Origin of the sequence: Campylobacter gastrosuis (genome assembly GCF_030249845.1) — a bacterium.
GTDB classification, from domain to species: Bacteria; Campylobacterota; Campylobacteria; order Campylobacterales; family Campylobacteraceae; genus Campylobacter_A; species Campylobacter_A gastrosuis.
The window spans coordinates 68,699-86,246 of record NZ_JANURM010000002.1 but is presented as its reverse complement, the minus strand read 5'-3'; the positions used below and the strand labels follow the sequence as shown (position 1 = coordinate 86,246).

The 17,548-nt window shown below is 38.3% G+C and carries 17 protein-coding genes; 10 read left to right on the top strand and 7 right to left on the bottom strand.

Annotated features, from left to right (window positions below):
* Positions 1 to 127: 127 nt before the first annotated feature.
* Genes NYG85_RS02405 through NYG85_RS02395 form a run of 3 tightly spaced genes read left to right on the top strand, consistent with a single transcriptional unit; the run spans position 128 to position 1,934 of the window.
* Positions 128 to 472, top strand: coding sequence for a hypothetical protein (locus tag NYG85_RS02405; protein ID WP_284936885.1), 345 nt, complete (start codon positions 128 to 130; stop codon positions 470 to 472).
* Positions 473 to 475: 3 nt separating this feature from the next.
* Complete coding sequence (locus NYG85_RS02400) at positions 476 to 1,666, top strand: peptidase M50 (RefSeq protein WP_284936884.1); 1,191 nt, start codon at positions 476 to 478, stop codon at positions 1,664 to 1,666.
* The gene (locus tag NYG85_RS02395; RefSeq protein ID WP_284936883.1) at positions 1,644 to 1,934 is read left to right on the top strand and encodes a metal-sulfur cluster assembly factor; all 291 of its coding nucleotides are present in this window, start codon (positions 1,644 to 1,646) and stop codon (positions 1,932 to 1,934) included. The genes NYG85_RS02400 and NYG85_RS02395 overlap by 23 nt, the downstream gene beginning before the upstream one ends.
* Before the next feature lies 1 nt (position 1,935).
* On the opposite strand, the gene NYG85_RS02390 is transcribed toward NYG85_RS02395, so the two are convergent.
* Together NYG85_RS02390 and NYG85_RS02385 are read right to left on the bottom strand one after the other, a co-directional pair.
* The gene (locus NYG85_RS02390) at positions 1,936 to 2,814 is read right to left on the bottom strand and encodes a DUF3137 domain-containing protein (protein WP_284936882.1); all 879 of its coding nucleotides are present in this window, start codon (positions 2,812 to 2,814) and stop codon (positions 1,936 to 1,938) included.
* Positions 2,814 to 3,374: a LemA family protein gene (locus tag NYG85_RS02385; RefSeq protein WP_284936881.1), complete on the bottom strand. Its 561-nt coding sequence runs from the start codon at positions 3,372 to 3,374 to the stop codon at positions 2,814 to 2,816. Before NYG85_RS02385 ends, NYG85_RS02390 begins: the two co-directional genes overlap by 1 nt.
* Before the next feature lie 63 nt (positions 3,375 to 3,437).
* Here NYG85_RS02385 and NYG85_RS02380 point away from each other — a divergent pair, with 63 nt between their 5' ends.
* Positions 3,438 to 3,956 carry a DUF1523 family protein gene (locus NYG85_RS02380; RefSeq protein ID WP_284936880.1) on the top strand — a complete coding sequence of 173 codons (519 nt, stop codon included), beginning with the start codon at positions 3,438 to 3,440 and terminating at the stop codon, positions 3,954 to 3,956.
* Positions 3,957 to 3,970: 14 nt separating this feature from the next.
* Here the strand turns inward: NYG85_RS02380 and lpxD are convergent, their stop codons facing one another.
* The 4 genes from lpxD to flgH form a co-directional block, all read right to left on the bottom strand.
* On the bottom strand, positions 3,971 to 4,927 hold the full coding sequence (gene lpxD / locus NYG85_RS02375) for a UDP-3-O-(3-hydroxymyristoyl)glucosamine N-acyltransferase (RefSeq protein ID WP_284936879.1): 957 nt from the start codon (positions 4,925 to 4,927) through the stop codon (positions 3,971 to 3,973).
* Complete coding sequence (gene ilvN, locus NYG85_RS02370) at positions 4,927 to 5,388, bottom strand: acetolactate synthase small subunit (protein ID WP_284936878.1); 462 nt, start codon at positions 5,386 to 5,388, stop codon at positions 4,927 to 4,929. The genes lpxD and ilvN overlap by 1 nt, the downstream gene beginning before the upstream one ends.
* A 7-nt stretch (positions 5,389 to 5,395) precedes the next feature.
* Complete coding sequence (locus NYG85_RS02365; RefSeq protein ID WP_284936877.1) at positions 5,396 to 7,075, bottom strand: acetolactate synthase large subunit; 1,680 nt, start codon at positions 7,073 to 7,075, stop codon at positions 5,396 to 5,398.
* A gap of 113 nt (positions 7,076 to 7,188) precedes the next feature.
* Positions 7,189 to 7,896 carry a flagellar basal body L-ring protein FlgH gene (gene flgH / locus NYG85_RS02360; protein ID WP_284936876.1) on the bottom strand — a complete coding sequence of 236 codons (708 nt, stop codon included), beginning with the start codon at positions 7,894 to 7,896 and terminating at the stop codon, positions 7,189 to 7,191.
* A 67-nt stretch (positions 7,897 to 7,963) separates the two neighbouring features.
* Between flgH and pta the strand changes: the two genes are divergently transcribed.
* From pta to NYG85_RS02340, 4 genes are all read left to right on the top strand, one after another.
* Positions 7,964 to 9,331: a phosphate acetyltransferase gene (pta, locus tag NYG85_RS02355; RefSeq protein ID WP_284936875.1), complete on the top strand. Its 1,368-nt coding sequence runs from the start codon at positions 7,964 to 7,966 to the stop codon at positions 9,329 to 9,331.
* A gap of 3 nt (positions 9,332 to 9,334) precedes the next feature.
* Positions 9,335 to 10,525, top strand: a complete 1,191-nt coding sequence (locus NYG85_RS02350) for an acetate kinase (RefSeq protein ID WP_284936874.1) — start codon at positions 9,335 to 9,337, stop codon at positions 10,523 to 10,525.
* An 85-nt stretch (positions 10,526 to 10,610) separates the two neighbouring features.
* Entirely contained in the window at positions 10,611 to 11,771 is a 1,161-nt protein-coding gene (locus NYG85_RS02345) for an FtsW/RodA/SpoVE family cell cycle protein (RefSeq protein ID WP_284936873.1), read from the top strand.
* Positions 11,768 to 12,778, top strand: a complete 1,011-nt coding sequence (locus NYG85_RS02340) for a UDP-N-acetylglucosamine--N-acetylmuramyl-(pentapeptide) pyrophosphoryl-undecaprenol N-acetylglucosamine transferase (RefSeq protein ID WP_284936872.1) — start codon at positions 11,768 to 11,770, stop codon at positions 12,776 to 12,778. Before NYG85_RS02345 ends, NYG85_RS02340 begins: the two co-directional genes overlap by 4 nt.
* Positions 12,779 to 12,788: 10 nt before the next feature.
* Here the strand turns inward: NYG85_RS02340 and NYG85_RS02335 are convergent, their stop codons facing one another.
* A complete protein-coding gene (locus NYG85_RS02335) occupies positions 12,789 to 15,362 on the bottom strand; it encodes an ATP-dependent Clp protease ATP-binding subunit (RefSeq protein ID WP_284936871.1) in 2,574 nt (857 codons plus the stop codon).
* A gap of 177 nt (positions 15,363 to 15,539) precedes the next feature.
* Between NYG85_RS02335 and NYG85_RS02330 the strand changes: the two genes are divergently transcribed.
* A complete protein-coding gene (locus NYG85_RS02330; RefSeq protein ID WP_284936870.1) occupies positions 15,540 to 16,835 on the top strand; it encodes a S41 family peptidase in 1,296 nt (431 codons plus the stop codon).
* A 1-nt stretch (position 16,836) separates the two neighbouring features.
* Positions 16,837 to 17,547: a phosphoribosylaminoimidazolesuccinocarboxamide synthase gene (gene purC, locus NYG85_RS02325; protein WP_284936869.1), complete on the top strand. Its 711-nt coding sequence runs from the start codon at positions 16,837 to 16,839 to the stop codon at positions 17,545 to 17,547.
* The last annotated feature ends 1 nt before the right edge of the window (position 17,548 follow it).

Sequence of the window (17,548 nt, the reverse complement as noted above, 5' to 3'; positions counted from 1 at the left end):
GTAACAAATAATACTTAAAAATAGAGAGTAATTGTATATTTTTGGTGTAAATTTTGTGTTGAGATATATCAATGAAAGAGATTTTATTTAAGAGTATCATACTCCGAAATTTTTTAAAGGATAAACAATGAGTTACTTTTTAAACTGGCAAAAATTTAGCGTTGAAAATGCCACGCTTGATTTTTATAAATTTAGTGAAAATGGCGTTAATTTTATCGGATTTGATAGCACTAAATCAGTCCCACCAGAGCCGATGATAAACGCCCTAACTGCCCTAAATCTCGTAAAAGATAGCAGTGTTAAAGTCGTGATGATAAATCATAAATTCCCAGCCGGACTAATCCCAAAAGTTGAGCCGTTTTTTGATATAGACACTCAAAATTTAGATGATGGAGCGGTAAAGCTAACGTTTAGCTTAAAGCCAAATGCTGATTTAAGTAATTTTAACGCAAACGACACCTGCCACGGATAAAATATGCTTTTAAACACCTTTGCACCGCCATTTAGGCTTGTTGGCGGATACTTTTTAGGCGGAATTTTCTGCTTGATTTTAAGCATTTTTGCCTATTTTTTAGCCGATTTTAGTGCGATTTTTGCTCTAAAAACGGCTGGATTTATCCACATTTTTGCACTTGGATTTGTAATAAGCATTATCATCGGCTCGCTTTATCAGCTCACATCAGTGATACTTCAAAAGCCCTTTTTTAGCATAAAAGGTGCGTTTTTTAACCTTTTTGTTTTCTTAGCTGGGGCCTTGATTTTATCATTTGCGATGATTTTTGAGAATTTTAATCTTATGCTTTTTGGCGGTGCTGTTTTGTTTTTTGCATTATCGTTTTTTGGTGTTAATTTTATGTTTAGCTTTTTTAAAGCACAAACACAAAATTTAGCGACCTTTGCGATTTTTGTATCATCTTTGTTTTTTATCGTTGGTATCACGCTTGGAGCTTTGCTTGTGCTTGTTTTAAACGGCATTTTTGCGGCTGATTTTGAGCTTTTATTAAAATATCACATTTACTTTGTATTTGGTTTTGTATTTTTTATCATCGTTGGAGTTTCTAGCGTTTTACTGCCGATGTTTAGCCTATCTCACGGCAATAAATTTTTGCTTAGCAAAATCGCCCTAGCCTGCTACTTTTTGCTTGGTATTACGCTATATTTTAGTAAAATTTTTGCGATTTTACTTGGCGTTTTGTGTGTAGTTTTGTTTATTTTTGACGCTGGTTTGACGCTTAAAAAACGCATACGAAAGGCGTATGATTACTGGAATTTAAACATTTACCTTTCGTTTATTGGTGCGATTTTGGGTGCTATTTTTTACCTGTTTGATGATAAAAATTTAGCGATTTTTTACCTATTTTACGGATTTTTATATCCGTTTATAGTCGCTCATCTTTACAAAATCGCCCCATTTTTAATCTGGTATAACTACATTTCACCCTTTGTTGGCAAACAAAAGGTGCCTTTGCTTGATGAAATGGTGCTAAAAAAGGTCGCTTATGCTGAAATTTTGCTAAATTTCATAGCCATTTTAAGCTACGCATTTTTTACAAAATTTGGCATTTTTTGCATATTTTTAAGCGTGATTTTGCTTAGTTTTAATATGTTACACTTTTTTAAATTCACAAAATTTGGAGAGAAAAATGGTAGAGAAAATTTACAATGAGTTAAGAACAATTGTTGATCCAGAGGTCGGATTTGATATTGTTTCGCTTGGGCTGATTTATGACGTCTATTTTAGCGAGCAAAAGGCGGTCATAACGATGACACTTTCAACTAGGTCGTGTCCACTTCACGAGCTGATTTTAGGCTGGGTTAAGGACGCTGTAATGCGTGTTGATGGCGTTAAAGAGTGCGTGATTGACTTGGTTTGGGAGCCTGAGTGGAATATTTTAATGGCAAGTGATGAGGTCAAAAAGGCACTTGGAGCGTGATTTATGACTTAAAAAGGTCGTTGTTTAGGTTTAGAATTTTAACTAAATCTAAACAGCCTTTTAACTCACTGGCATAAATTTCTAAATTTTTACCTTTGCCGGCTAACGGCTCTTTTAAATTTGGCTCAAAGCTATCAAATCCACGCTCAATGTAAATGAAAATTTTGCTATCCATTAAACAAGCATTTATTGGGCATTTAAAATTTTGGCGTAATTTTGTAAAATCTTGCATAAATTTTGGCGTCAAAAGATACCTTGTATTAATTTGGTCTTTGCAAAAAACATCAAAAATCCGCTCAAACTCAACATCATCCATATACGCTCTTTCGCCGATTTTTTGGGCATTTAGTGATTTTTTATCAATTATATAAGTTTGTGATTTTATATTTTTGTTAAACTCAGCGATGAAAAAAATCCCATAAAAAACGGACTTTTCTTGCTCTTTTTCGCCATTGTAAAAAATTTTTGTGGCTTTTATATCGCTAAATTTTATCATCACGCTATCAACCTTGCCACTAATTAGGTCATTACCGCTAAATTTATGCAAATTATTATCATAAATTTTTGTAGATAAAAACTCGGATTTTGATAAAAATCCATTTTTGTTATAGCTTAAATTTTCATCTAGCTCTTTTATGATTTTAGTAATTACTAAATCCTTAAAATTATCGTTAAATTCTTTTGTTAAAAACCCACGATAAAGTCCAAAAATTGTGGTTAAAAAGGCGACACCAGATATTAAAAAATTAAAAAATTCAGAGCTTTTATTTAAAAAAACTACTATCAAAGAGAGTGCAAAAATGATAACAAAAAGCGTGGTAACAAAGTCTAATCTTTTTTTGATTTTTTGTCGTTCTAGCTCTAAATTTATGATATCCATTATCTAAACAGATCTTTTACATTCGGATTTTCTCGCTCGTTGCTTAAAATTTCAAAAAACGACTCTTTTTTGAAATTAAAAAGATTAGCAATTAACCCACTTGGTAGCATTTGAGTGTAGTTATTATAAATCATCACACTTGCGTTATATGCTCTTCTTGCCGCACTTAGTTGCTCTTCAATCTCGTTTAAAGATTTTTGCAGGTGGAGAAAATTTTCGTTTGCTTTTAGCTCTGGGTAGTTTTCAAAAGCGACCTTTATGCCGTTTAAAAGGCTTGAAATTTCGCTATTTAGTTCAAAACTTTCGCCATTTTTTGCACTCATTGCTAGGCTTCTTAGCTCCGTGATTTTACTTAGTGTCTCTTTTTCAAAAACCATATACTCTTTTACTGATAAAACTAAATTTGGTATTAAATCGTAACGCTTTTTAAGCCAAACATCAACGCTTGAACGGATATTTTTTACATCATTTTGCTTTGAAATTAGGCTGTTGTAGGTGTAAATCGCCCATAAAATCAGTGTAAAAATCATCGCCAAAAGTGCAAGTAAGCCACTACTCATCGTTTGTCCTTTGTTGTGTTTTTGTTATTATAATTAAAAAAATAGAAATTTTAAAGGACTTGTATGAAAAAAATTGTAAAAAACGCACTCTTTGTGCTAGTTTTTGTGCTTCACGCACTCCTAGCCTTTTTCATAAACTACTCAATGCCAAGCTACAAAGCCCTAAATATCGTGGGAGCAGAGGTTAAAAGGGTTGATGAAAAGGGTGTGATTAGCGACGAGTTGCCAAAGGATAAAATCGTCCGAGATATCTATTTTATCTACGCAAAAAAGCCAAACAGCGATGATAAAATCGTAGTGTTTAGAAACGAAGATACTAGGTGGGGCTATCCATTTTATTTTAAATTTAACTCCGCTGATATTCAGGCAAAGGCGACTGCGTTTTTGCAAGAAAATGCGTTGGTTCAGGTTAAGTATTATGGTTACAGGGTGCAAATTTTAAATGAATTTGCAAATGTAATCTCGCTAAAAAAGCTACAAAACCAGAGCGATTTGGCTGTGCCGTATGTTAGCTTTGGGCTTTATATTTTGGTTTTCATCTCGTTTTTAACGCTATTTTTTCAGGTTAAAAAGAGATTTTAAAAGTAGCAAAATCGCTACTTTTTCTTAAAAAATCTCATAATTTTAGCTTGAAATTTAAAGAATTCTCCAAGCTCCATTATCGGATACGCCCCGGCGTAGTTTTTAGAGCCTTCAAGGTCTTTGCTGACCCCACCACGTGCGGCGATTTGTGCGAAGTCGCCGACTTTTACGTGTCCAGCCGAGCCACTTTGACCGCCCATTACGACATTTCGCCCAAGCTTTGTTGAGCCAGCAAGTCCGGTCTGAGATACGATGATACAGCCCTCGCCTAGTTCAGAGTTGTGTCCGATTTGCACTAGGTTATCAATTTTCGTGCCACGCTTAATTATCGTGCTTTCAAAAACGCCTCTATCAATGGTAGAACAAGCCCCAATCTCAACAAAATCTTCAAGCACGACATTGCCGTTGTGGTAAATTTTAACGTGCTCGCCAAGCTTCGTGTGAGCGTAGCCAAAGCCGTCTGAGCCGATGACAGCGTTTGCGTGGATAATGCACTCATCGCCGATGATTGTGTCGTTATAAATCACAACATTTGGGTAGATTATGCAATTTTTGCCGATTTTTACATTCTCGCCGATGAATGCTCCGTGCATAATTAGCGAATTTTGCCCGATTATAGCGTTACTGCCGATATGCGTGTTTGGCATAATCTTTGCAGTTGGTGCGATTATGGCTGGTTTTGATTCGGTGTTAAAAAGCGGTTTTGAAAAAATTTTACTTAAAATGGCAAAGGCTAAGTGTGGATTTTCACAAATGATTAAATTTGCGTTTTTTGGGGCGTTTTGGGCGAATTTTTTATTTAAAATAATCGCCCCAGCCTTTGTTTGGGCTATAAATTTTGCATTTTTTTCGCCGTCACAATATGTTAGCTCGTTTGCCTTTGCATTTTTTAGCGAGTTTAACGCTAAAATTTCAATATCATCGCCTAAAATTTCGCCCTCTATGTGCTTTAAAATTTCACTAAGTTTCATCATATATCCATTAAAACCGAGCCGCCACGGACGATCTCAATTGGGTTAAATTTCTTTGCGATTTTCAAAAAACACTCAACTCGCCTAGCATCATCAGCTATCATACCGATGACAAAATTTTCGTTTGCGTTTGCAATTAGTCCATGATAGCTCTTTAAAATCGCCTCAAAATCGGCAAGTCGCTCGTTTGTTGAAATTTTTACAAGCACCATTTCTTTCTCCACAAAATCGCCAGTTTCAATGACTTTGTAGGTTGGGATTAGTTTGTGAAGCTGTTTTACAATCTGCTCAAAAACACGCTCATCGCCGTTTGTAACGATACTTACACGAGAGAAGTTGCTATCAGGGATCGGGGCGACCGTTAGGCTGTCAATGTTATATCCACGCCCCGAAAAAAGCCCAGAAATTCGCGATAAAACGCCGTGTTCGTTTAATACAATAACAGATATTACTCTTCTCATTTTTACCTCACTCAATTATCATATTATATATAGCAGCACCAGCTGGCACCATAGGTAGGACGTTTTCAAAGCGGTCAATGACAACATCAATGAGTGCGACCTTTTTGCTCTCTATCGCCATTTTTAGGGCGTTTTCAAACTCATCTTTTGTGCTTACTCTAAATCCAACACCGCCAAAACTCTCTGCAAGTTTTACAAAATCTGGCTGGACGCTTAAATCGGTATTTGAAAATCTCTCGCCATAAAAGAAGCTCTGCCACTGGCGAACCATACCTAAGAAATTGTTGTTTAAAATAATGTTTATAACTGGTTTGTCGGTTACTACACAGGTCATTAGCTCTTGGATATTCATTAAAATTGAGCCATCGCCGGTGAAATTTACAACCGCTTTGTCGTTTGCAAACCACTTAACACCCATTGCTGATGGCAATCCAAAGCCCATTGTGCCTTGCCCTCCGCTTGTGATTAACTGGCGTGGGAATTTAAACGGATAAAACTGCGCTACCCACATTTGGTGCTGTCCGACATCAGTAGCGATATAAGCCTCATCGCCTAAAATTTCAGCCGTTTTCTTAATCACCCATTGCGGTTTTAAAACCTTATCGCTATCTTGGAATTTTAGCGGATAGAGCTTTGTGTAATTTGCTAACTGCCCTCGCCACTGGCTAAATTTCGCCTCGCCAAGGCTTACTCTTTGGGTTAGCTCTTCAAGGACATTTTTTAAATCGCCAACAATCGGATAGTGTGCATTTACGATTTTTGAGATTGAGCTTGGATCAATATCAACGTGGATTATCTTTGCATTTTTTGCAAATTCATCAAGTCTGCCAGTGATTCTATCATCAAATCTAGCACCCAAAGCGATGATTAAATCAGCCTCGCTTAAAGCCATATTTGCCGTGTAGCTGCCGTGCATACCTGCCATACCTAAATTTAGTGGGTCGGTGCTGTCTAAAACGCCAAGTGCCATTAGGGTTGATACTGCTGGTATTGCGTTATCTTTTACAAATTTTCTAACAAGCACGCTAGCATTTGAGCTAATCGCACCGCCACCGATATAAACAAGCGGTCGTTCTGAGCTCTCTATCGCTTCGGCTGCCTTTTTTATTTGTTTTGAGTTGCCTTTGTAGGTTGGGCGATAGGTTGGCATATTTATCTCGCTTGGATACTCAAATTTACCAATGGCTGCTGTTATATCCTTTGGGATATCAATATGCACGGGTCCTGGTCTGCCAGTCCTTGCGATATAAAACGCCTCTTTTAAAATTCGCGGTAACTCATCAATGTTTTTAACCAAGTAGTTGTGTTTTACACAAGGACGTGAAATTCCAACGGCGTCAATCTCCTGAAATGCGTCCGTGCCAATTAGCGATGTTGCGACTTGACCGCTTATTAAAACAAGTGGGACGCTATCGCTATAAGCGGTGGCTAATCCAGTAACAGCGTTTGTAAAGCCGGGACCAGAAGTAACAAAAGCCACGCCGACCTTGCCACTAGCCCTAGCGTAGCCATCAGCGGCGTGAAGTGCTGCTTGTTCGTGGCGTGTTAAAACGTGAGTAAAATATGTTTGTTTATATGTTTCATCATAAATATTTAAAGCAGCACCGCCCGGGTAGCCAAAGACCACTTCAACGCCCTCGGCTTTTAGTGCTTCGCTTATCATTTGTGAGCCGTTTAACTCTTTCATAAAACAACCTTTCTTAAAAATTTTATCAATTATAGCTTTTTGGCAATGATTTGCCTAAATTTTCGCACAAAATTTAGGTTTTTTAACCCTTTGTGTGTAAAATTTTAACAAAATTAAAACGGCCAAACCGCTTCAAGCAGTCTAGTGCCCCAAGGTTTTTTGGTTGATTTTTCTAAATCGCCCTCGGTTTTATATAAAATTTTAGCGTCAGCTATGTATTTTGAGTCAATCTCGTTTGTTTGAGAGATATCATATGGGCGAATCACGCCAGTTACTTGAATAATCTGCTTTTCGCCGTTAATTAACAGCTCTCTGTTGCCCTCAATAAAGTAGTTGCCGTTGTTTAAAATTTTAACAATTCTAGCCGAAATTGTCGTGTTAAACCGCTCGTTTCTGCTTGTTGAGCCACTGCCAGTAAAGCTATTTTCACCCCCAGCTTCAAAGCCGATATTTGCGTATTTGTTTAACTGATTTGCTAACGTTGAAAACGGAGCAGCACCAGCTGTGATGACGCCTCCGCCAAGCGAAGTGGTGGTGTTTTTAGTCGTGTTTTTGTTGCCACTTGAAGTTTGTGAGGCAGTTTCTGAGATTACGATTGTTACGATATCATTTACATTCATCGCTTTTCTATCTGAAAAAAGCGGATTTTCGCCACGCCCATAAAGACTGCCAGTGTTTGTTACACCGCTATTTTGCTCTTTTGCTGGGAGCTGTTCAACATAAGCTGGTGGCTTCATATTTATGTGTGGGTCAGCACTTGGTGTGCAGCCTGCCATAAAAATAAAAAGTGCAAAAACGCCATATTTTGCTCTAAATTTCATAAAAAGACCTTTAATATAAATTTTTATGATAGAATTAAACTTTTTAAATCTCACACAAGGAGAATAAATGAGGTCTTTATATCTAAATTGTGCTGAAAGTCTTGTAAATTTAAAGGCGACTTTAAGCAAGGAATTTAGTAATATCGGTGTTTTTGAGATTAGTTTATCTCAAAAAGAGCAGGAGCTTTATGCTAAAAATGAGAAAGAATTTTTCATAGAACTTATTTCTAGGTTTGAAAATTTCAAACAAAGCCACGATTTTGTCGTAGTTTTAGGCTGTGATGGCTTTGGCGTTTTTGGCAAATATGAGCTAAATTTAAAAATCGCAAAAAACCTAAACACGCCAGTTTTTGAGTGTAAAAATTTAGATGATTTACGCTCTTTAAATAAAAACTCAAAACTTCTAATCACTGATGATTTATCTGAAATTTTAAACTCAAATCAAGAAATTTGCACACCTTACAGATTTGAAAATATCCTAACAAATCGTGCAAAAAATGCGAAAAAAACGATAGTTTTACCAGAAAGCGATGATGATAGAATTTTAAAAGCAAGTGATATTTTGCTTAAAAAAGAGATCGTCTCAATCACGCTTTTAGGCGATGAAAGTGCTGTAAATAAAAGGGCTAGCGAGCTTGGACTTGATCTAGGCAAGGCTAAAATTATTGATCCAAAAAATAGCGATTTACACGATAAAATTTGGAGTGAAATTTTTGAGCGAAGAAAAGCAAAAGGTATGAGCGAAGAAAACGCCAAAAAACTAGCCACCGATAGGACTTATTTTGGCACGATGCTTGTTGAGCTTGGACTTGCTGACGCTATGGTAAGCGGTGCTAGCACGACTACGGCTGAGACCATTCGCCCTGCTTTACAGCTGATTAAGACAAAACCGGGCGTTTCAATTGTATCTGGACTATTTTTTATGTCGCTTGATGAAGAGGTGCTTTTGTATGCTGATTGTGCTATTACGCCAAATCCGGACCCAGAGGCGATTGCAAGTATTGCAATTAGCACAGCAGATAGTGCAAAGGCGTTTGGCATTGACCCACGAGTGGCACTTTTAAGCTACTCAACTGGCGAGAGTGGCTCTGGGGTTGATGTTGATGCGATTAAAGAGGCGGCTAGAATTTTAAAAGAAAAAGACGCTAACTTAAAATTTGCAGCGCCTATTCAATACGATGCCGCTGCTGATTTAAGCGTAGGCACTAAAAAAATGCCGGGTAATGAGGTAGCTGGACGTGCAAATGTATTTGTATTCCCTAGCCTAAATACCGGCAATATCTGCTACAAAGCAGTCCAAAGAACGGCAAACGCCCTAGCCATTGGCCCAGTGCTTCAAGGGCTAAGAAAGCCAGTAAATGACCTAAGCCGTGGTTGTTTGGTTGAAGATGTCGTAAATACAATAATAATAAGTGCAATTCAAGCAGGAGAGTAATATATGAAAATTTTGGTTTTAAACTCAGGTTCAAGTTCTATTAAATTTCAACTATTTTTAATGGATAAAAACGAGAGCATAGCAAGTGGTTTGATTGAGCAAATCGGTCAAGAAAATGGACACGCAGTCTTAAAGGCAAATGGCGAGAAATACGAGAAGTTTGTCCAGATTAAAGACCACCACGTTGGGCTTGATATTATGAACGAGCTTTTTAGGGAGAGTGGCGTTTTACACGATTTAAAAGAGCTTGACGGCATAGGACACAGGATAGTTCACGGCGGCGAGAGCTTTAAAAGCTCAGCTCTTGTAACGCCAGATGTTATTAAAAAAATTGAAGATGCCGTGGTTTTAGCCCCACTTCATAATCCGGGTCACCTAGCTGGTATTAAAACAGCAATGAGCCAAAGTGGCGATGTGCCTCACGTAGTCGTTTTTGACACAGTGTTTCATCAAACAATGCCAGAATACGCCTACCGCTATGCTATACCTTACGATTTAGCCAAAAAACAGCACGTTAGAAGATATGGTGCTCACGGCACATCTCATCACTATGTAAGTATGCAGGGTGCGAAATTTCTAGGCATACCTTATGAGAATTTTAACGCCATTACGCTTCATCTTGGCAATGGTGCTTCTGTTTGTGCGGTTAAAAACGGCAAATGCGTTGAAACTTCAATGGGTTTAACTCCGCTTGAAGGGCTAATTATGGGCACTAGAAGTGGCGATATTGACCCAGCTGTGATTACGTATTTAATGCGTCAGGGCGAGTTAAAAGCCGATGAGATTGATACGTTTTTAAACAAAAAAAGCGGACTTTTAGGAATTTGTGGTACAAACGATATGCGTGACGTTGAAGAAAGGATAGAAAAGGGCGATGAAAGAGCAAAATTAGCCTTTGATATGTTTGCTCACCGCCTTAAAAAATATATCGGTGCTTATTATGCAGTTATCGGTAAGGTTGACGCTATCATCTTTACTGGCGGTATCGGCGAGAATGACCAAGATATGCGTCAAAAAGTTTGCGATGAGTTAGCTCACTTTGGCATTAAAATTGACGCAAATTTAAATAAAGATAGAAGCAACAAGGGCGACAGGTGCCTTGATGCTAGCGGTGCTACGATAAAAACTCTTGTAATCCCAACAAACGAAGAGCTGATGATAGCGACAGAAACGCTAAAACTTATCAAAAAATAATCAAAGGGGCAAATCGCCCCTTTTCATCTAAATTTAAAACCTTTTTAAGTAGAATTGCCATTTAAATTTTACTTGGAGCGTATCTTTGTCAGCTGATAAAAGCCTGTTTTATTTAAGCGTCACACTGCTTACCATAGGCGTGATTTTCTCATTTTCACTGCCAGTTTTTGTTACCCTACTCTTTGATTATTCGGAATTTCACTTTTTTATTAGGCAGTTTGTCGTTTGTATTTTAGGCATTTTTTTAATGTGGTCTATCTCGCTTCTAGACGCAAATAAAACTCTAAAATTCATAGGCACTGGACTACTTCTTGGCTCACTTATCTTAATGGGACTTATGTATTTTTTGCCAAGTTCTATCGTTACAGAGGTCGGCGGAGCAAAAAGATGGATAAAATTCCCCGGATTTTCACTAGCACCAGTTGAGTTTTTTAAGATCGGCTTTGTCTATTTTTTGGCTTTAAGCTTTTCTAGAAAGATAGATAACTCCAAAAAAACACTAAAAGATGAGCTTAAAATTTTACTGCCATATTTGGGAATTTTTGGCATTGTTATCTACCTAATCGCCGTTTTGCAAAACGACTTAGGACAGGTTATCGTCCTAGCTGCCACGCTTATTATGATGGCACTTTTTGCTGGGACTAGCTTTAAAATTTTTAGCATAGGCTCGTTTGGAGCGATACTTGTTGCCTTTGGAGCTATTGTAAGCTCAGAGCATAGAATTTTACGCATAAAGTCGTGGTGGGGCAATATCCAAGATATGGTCTTAAAAATTTTCCCCGATAGTATGGCAAACGTTTTAAGAGTAGATGACGCCCCAGAGCCGTATCAAATCGGACACTCGCTAAATGCGATACGCCACGGCGAAATTTTTGGCGAGGGGCTTGGTGCTGGTGTGGTTAAGCTTGGCTATCTTAGCGAGGTTCATACCGACTTTGTTTTAGCGGGCATTGCAGAAGAGGCTGGTGTAGTGGGCATTATCGTGATTGTAGGGCTACTTATCACGCTACTTTATAGAATTTTTCTCATCTCATCACGTAGCGAGGATAGGTGCTTTCATCTCTTTACGCTTGGCATTGGGCTTTTAATCTCGTTTTCATTTATAATGAATAGCTATGGCATTACCTCAATAACTCCAATTAAAGGCATTGCCGTGCCGTTTTTAAGCTACGGCGGTAGCTCAATACTAGCGACCTGCGTGGGTATCGGTATGGTTTTAATGATAAGTAAAAAGGCGAATTTATGATAGCAATAACTGGCGGAGGCACTGGCGGACATTTGGCGATTGCAAGGACATTTAATGCCCAGCTAAACGAGCGTGGGATTAAGACGATGTTTATTGGCTCAACTAGTGGTCTTGATAAAATGTGGTTTGAAAATGATGAAAATTTTAGTCAAAAGCACTTCTTAACAAGCTCTGGCGTGGTAAATAAAAGCGGTATTAATAAGATAAAATCGCTTTTAAACATTATAAATTTATCATTTAAAACGGCAAAAATTTTAAAACAAAACAATGTAAAAGCAGTAATTAGCGTCGGCGGATATTCAGCAGCAGCGGCTTCTTTTGGGGCTTTGTGGGCAAGAGTGCCACTTTTTATCCACGAACAAAATGCGATTAATGGCAAATTAAACTCAATTTTAAAGCCATTTTGCAAAGGATTTTTTAGCTCGTATCAAAATCCGCCATTTGTCTATCCAGTGGGTGCTAGATTTTTTAAGGCTAGGCGAGTTAGAGATGAGCTAAAAACTATAATCTTTTTAGGTGGCTCACAAGGCGCGGCTGCTATAAATGATTTAGCCATAAATTTAGCCCCAAAACTAGATCAAATGGGTATAAAAATCATTCATCAATGTGGCAAAGAAGCCGATAAAATAAAAAAACGATACGAAAATTTAGCAATAAACGCCGATGTTTTTGACTTTGATAAAGCCATAGAGCTAAAAATGCAAACGGCAGATTTAGCTATTTGTAGAGCTGGTGCTAGCTCACTTTGGGAGATCACGGCAAACGCCCTACCAGCGATTTTTGTGCCCTATCCATTTGCTGCAAAAAATCATCAGTTTTTTAACGCAAAATTTCTAGCCGATAAAAATCTAGCAAAAATTTCACTCCAAAACGGCGAAAAAGCAAATGTAGATGAAATTTTAAAAATGATAGAAAATTACGATATCAACGGCGTTTCAAACGCACTTTTAAACGAGATAGATGAGCAAAAAACCGCTCAAATAATTGATGAAATTTTAAGGGGTTAGCCCCCTTAAACTATTTTTTAGCGATTTGTATCTCGCCGTTTGTAGCTAAAATTTCAATCTCATCGCCACTTTCAAGCTCATCTTTTAAAATCATATCGGCAATCTTATCCTCAACAAGCTCATAAAGCGCCCTTCTAAGCGGTCTAGCGCCGTAAGTTACGTCAAATCCAGCGCCGGCGATTAGCTTTTTAGCCTCTATGCTTAAACTTGCCTTTATGCCACGCCCTAAAAGCACGTTTTTTAGCTCTTTAAACATAATCTCAACGATCTCAATCAGCCCATTTTCATTTAGCGGATTAAAGATTATCGTATCATCAAGGCGGTTTAAAAATTCCGGCTTAAAGTAGTTTTTTAGCTCGTTTTTAACGGCATTTTCACGCTCGGCTCCCTCTAAATCCATAATGAAATTTGAAGCGATATTTGAGGTTAGAATAATGATCGTGTTTTTAAAATCCACCGTTACACCCTTATTATCAGTGGCGCGTCCATCATCTAAAATCCCTAAAAGCACGTTAAATACGTCCTTGTGAGCCTTTTCAATCTCATCAAAAAGTATCACGCTATATGGCTTTCGCCTCACGGCTTCTGTGAGCTGACCGCCCTCATCGTATCCGACATATCCCGGAGGCGCTCCAAGTAGCCTTGATACGCTGTGTTTTTCCATATATTCGCTCATATCAAAGCGTATGAGTGCCCTTTCATCATCAAATAAAAATTTCGCCAAAGCCTTTGCCGACTGCGTTTTACCAACGCCAGTAGGGCCAAGAAATAAAAACGAGCCGATCGGTCTTTTGCCCTCATTTAGCCCAGCCTTATTTCGCTTAATCGCACGTGCTAATGCGTGAAGTGCGGCGTCTTGCCCCACGACGCTTTGTTTTAAATGCTCCTCAATGTGCAAGAATTTCTGCTTTTCGCTAGTTAGCATTTTGCTAACTGAAATTCCCGTCCATTTGCTTAAAATTCCAGCCACAAGCTCCTCATCAACGCTATTTTTAAGCAACACGCCCTCTTTTTTCATCGCCTCCCACTTGCTTTCAAGCTCGGTTTGCTCCTTTTGCGCCTCTAAAATTTTGCCGTATTCAATCTCGGCAGCCTTGTTAAAATCGCCATTTCTACGAGCGAACTCAGCCTCGTTTTTTAGGCTGTCAATTCTCTTTTTGGTGTTTGAAATCGCATTAAAAACGCCCTTTTCGTTCTCAAATTTCGCTTCCAAACCATTTTTTTGCTCAACTAAATCCGCCCTTTCTTTTTCTATATCCGCTAAACGCCCGGCATTTTTCTCATCATTCTCCATTTTAAGCGCCTCTTTTTCAACTTCAAGAGTTACTATCTCGCGCTTAATTCTAGCCAGCTCAAAAGGCTCGCTCTCAATTTGCATTTTTAGCTCAGCCGCTGCTTCATCTATTAAATCAATCGCCTTATCAGGCAAAAACCTGCCCGAAATATAGCGGTCTGAAAGCTTTGCGGCTGCGACTAAGGCGCTATCGGTTATCGTTACGTTGTGATGAACTTCAAGGCGCTCTTTTATGCCACGCAAAATTTGCAAAGCCTCATTTACGCTTGGCTCTTTTACGTCAATTGGCTGAAAACGGCGTTGCAAAGCCGCATCTTTTTCAAAATACTTGCGGTATTCTTTTAGCGTCGTTGCACCCACGGCGTGAAGCTCCCCACGTGCAAGGGCTGGTTTTAGGATATTTGCAGCGTCCATACTGCCCTCGCTCGCCCCAGCTCCTACAATCGTGTGAATTTCATCTATAAAAAGCACGATATTACCGGCACTCTTGACTTCATCAATGACCGCTTTTAGCCTATCTTCAAACTCGCCACGATATTTCGCACCAGCGATTAAGGCGCTCATATCAAGGGCAATGACACGTTTATTAAAAAGGCTAGTCGGAACATCTTTTGCGATAATTTTTTGAGCCAAACCCTCAACTATCGCCGTTTTACCCACGCCCGGCTCACCTAGCAATATTGGATTATTTTTGCTCTTTCTTATTAGAATTTGCATCATTCTAGTAATCTCTTCATCTCGCCCAATAACCGGATCAAGCTCGCCATTTGCCGCCTTTTTGGTTAGATCAATGCCAAATTTCTCTAAGCTATCAAGCGTTTCATCAGCCGTTTGGCTGTCTATCTTTCGCCCAGCGCGAATGGCTTCAAAATTTTTTCTAATCTCGGTTAAATCGCTAAATTTTGATAAAATCTCCTTAATCGGCTTGGTGCTTAAATTTGCTAAAATCCACGTATCAACGGCGATAAAGCTATCTCCTAAGCTTGTCATTAGCCCCTTTGCGTTTTCAAGTGAGCTTAAAATTTCGCTTGAAAATTTCAGATTTTGCTGACTTACATTTGAGCTTGTTGGTAGGCTTGAAATTTGCGATTTTACTTCAAGCTCAATCGCCTCACGGCTCACGCTCATTTTGTTAAAAACCTGATTTAAGATTGAGCCACTATCAGCCACGAGTCCCCAAAAAACGTGCAAAGGCAAGACCTCTGGGTTTTTAGCGTGAAGTGCCAAACTCGCACCACTTTGCAGAGCCTCGCTCATCTGTGCAGTTAGTTGATTTTCTATATTTGCCATATTTTTCTCCTTATATTTATAATGAGCGTATTATATATATTTAGTCGGTTATTGTCAAGTTTATTGAATAAAATTTTTAAATTTTCAAATTTTAAGCTGATAAAATTTTTAAAATTTATCCTATTTTTAGGCAATTTTCATTAAAATTATGCCTTATTTAAAGTTGAGGAGAATTTTTTGAATAAGGGTAGAATTTTTCTGTTTTCAGCTGTTTTAGCTTCTGCAATTTTTAGCACAAATTTAAACGCAAAAGATGATAATTTAAAAGACAGACACGAGGCACTCTCAAAGCTTACAAAGGCGATAAGCGTTATTGAGGAGTATTATGTTGATGATATTAAAATAAAAGAGATTGTTGATAAAGCCATAACTGGACTTATGCAAAATTTAGATGCTCACAGTGCATTTTTAAACGAAAAGGCGTTTAAAAATATGCAAGCAGATACAAGCGGTCAGTTTGGCGGACTTGGGATCACGGTTAGCATTAAAGACGGCGCTTTAACGGTCGTTTCGCCAATTGAAGGCACACCAGCGGACAAGGCTGGGGTAAAATCTGGCGATATTATCTTACGAATTGACGGCAACGCAACGCTAGGCACGACCATTGATGAGGCGGTTAGCAAAATGCGCGGCGAGCCAAAAACTCCAATAACTATCACAATCGTAAGAAAGGGCGAACCAAAACCATTTGATTTAAAAATCGTGCGAGATGTGATAAATGTTGAGTCTGTATATTCAAAACTCATAAAAGATGACAATATCCTTTACGTTAGGGTTACAAGCTTTGATAAAAATGTCGTAAATAAGGTAAAAGAAGCCATTAAACAAAACCAAAATGTAAATGGGATAATTTTAGATTTAAGAAACAATCCGGGCGGACTTTTAAACCAAGCGGTCGGACTTGTGGATTTGTTTGTTGATAACGGCATTATCGTATCGCAAAAGGGGCGAAACCCAAGCGAAAATAGCGAATACAAGGCAAGTAAAGGCGCTACAATCACAAAGCTACCGCTTGTGGTCTTAGTAAATGGCGGTAGTGCAAGTGCTAGCGAGATAGTAAGCGGCTCACTTCAAGACTCAAAACGTGCCGTGATAGTTGGCGAAAACACCTTTGGCAAGGGTAGCGTTCAGGTTGTATTGCCTATTGAAAATAAAGAGGCGATAAAGCTAACAATAGCAAGATATTATTTGCCAAGTGGCAAGGCGGTTCAAGCCGTTGGTGTAACTCCTGATGTTGTCGTTCATCAAGGCAAGGTCCCACAAGATGAAAACAGCGCATTTTCTATCAAAGAGAGCGAGTTAAAGGCACATTTGCAGGGCGAACTTGAAAAGATTGATGGCAAAAAAGATGAGATAAAAGACACAAACACAACGCAAAAAAATATCATCACAAAGCAAAAAGTAGATGATGATATCCAGCTAAAAACAGCAATTGATGTGATAAAAGTATTAAAAACCAACATAAGGAGCTAGAATGAAAAAGGGTGAGTTGCTTTACGAGGGCAAGGGCAAAAAGCTATACAAAACAGATGATGAAAACCTGCTAATAGCTGAATTTAAAGATGATTTAACAGCCTTTAACGCACAAAAAAGGGGTAGCGAGGCTGGCAAGGGTGCTTTAAATAATAAAATTAGCACTCAAATTTTTAGACTGCTAAAAGAGCACGGCATACAAACACACCTAGTTGATACGATTAGCGAAACCGAGCAGGTTATTAAAAAGGTAGATATTATCCCACTTGAAGTGGTCGTAAGAAATATCGCCACTGGTTCGCTCACAAAGCGTCTTGGTATCGTTGAAGGCACGATTCTACCGCTGACTTTGGTTGAGTTTTATTACAAAAATGATGATTTAAACGATCCGCTTGTAAATGATGAGCATTGTATTGTGATGAATTTAGTAAAAAGCGAGAAAGATTTACAAATTTTACGCCATTTAGGGCGCGAGATTAACTCAATTTTGTTTAAATTCTTTGAAGAAAAAGGGTTAAAACTCGTAGATTTTAAAGTAGAATTTGGTGTTGATAAAGATGGCAATATAATTTTAGCTGATGAAATTAGCCCTGATAGTTGCAGATTTTGGGACGCTAAAACAAATGAAAAGCTTGATAAAGACAGATTTAGACAGGGCATTGGCGAAGTAAAAGTCGCTTATGAAGAAGTTCTAAGAAGAATTTTATCGTAAG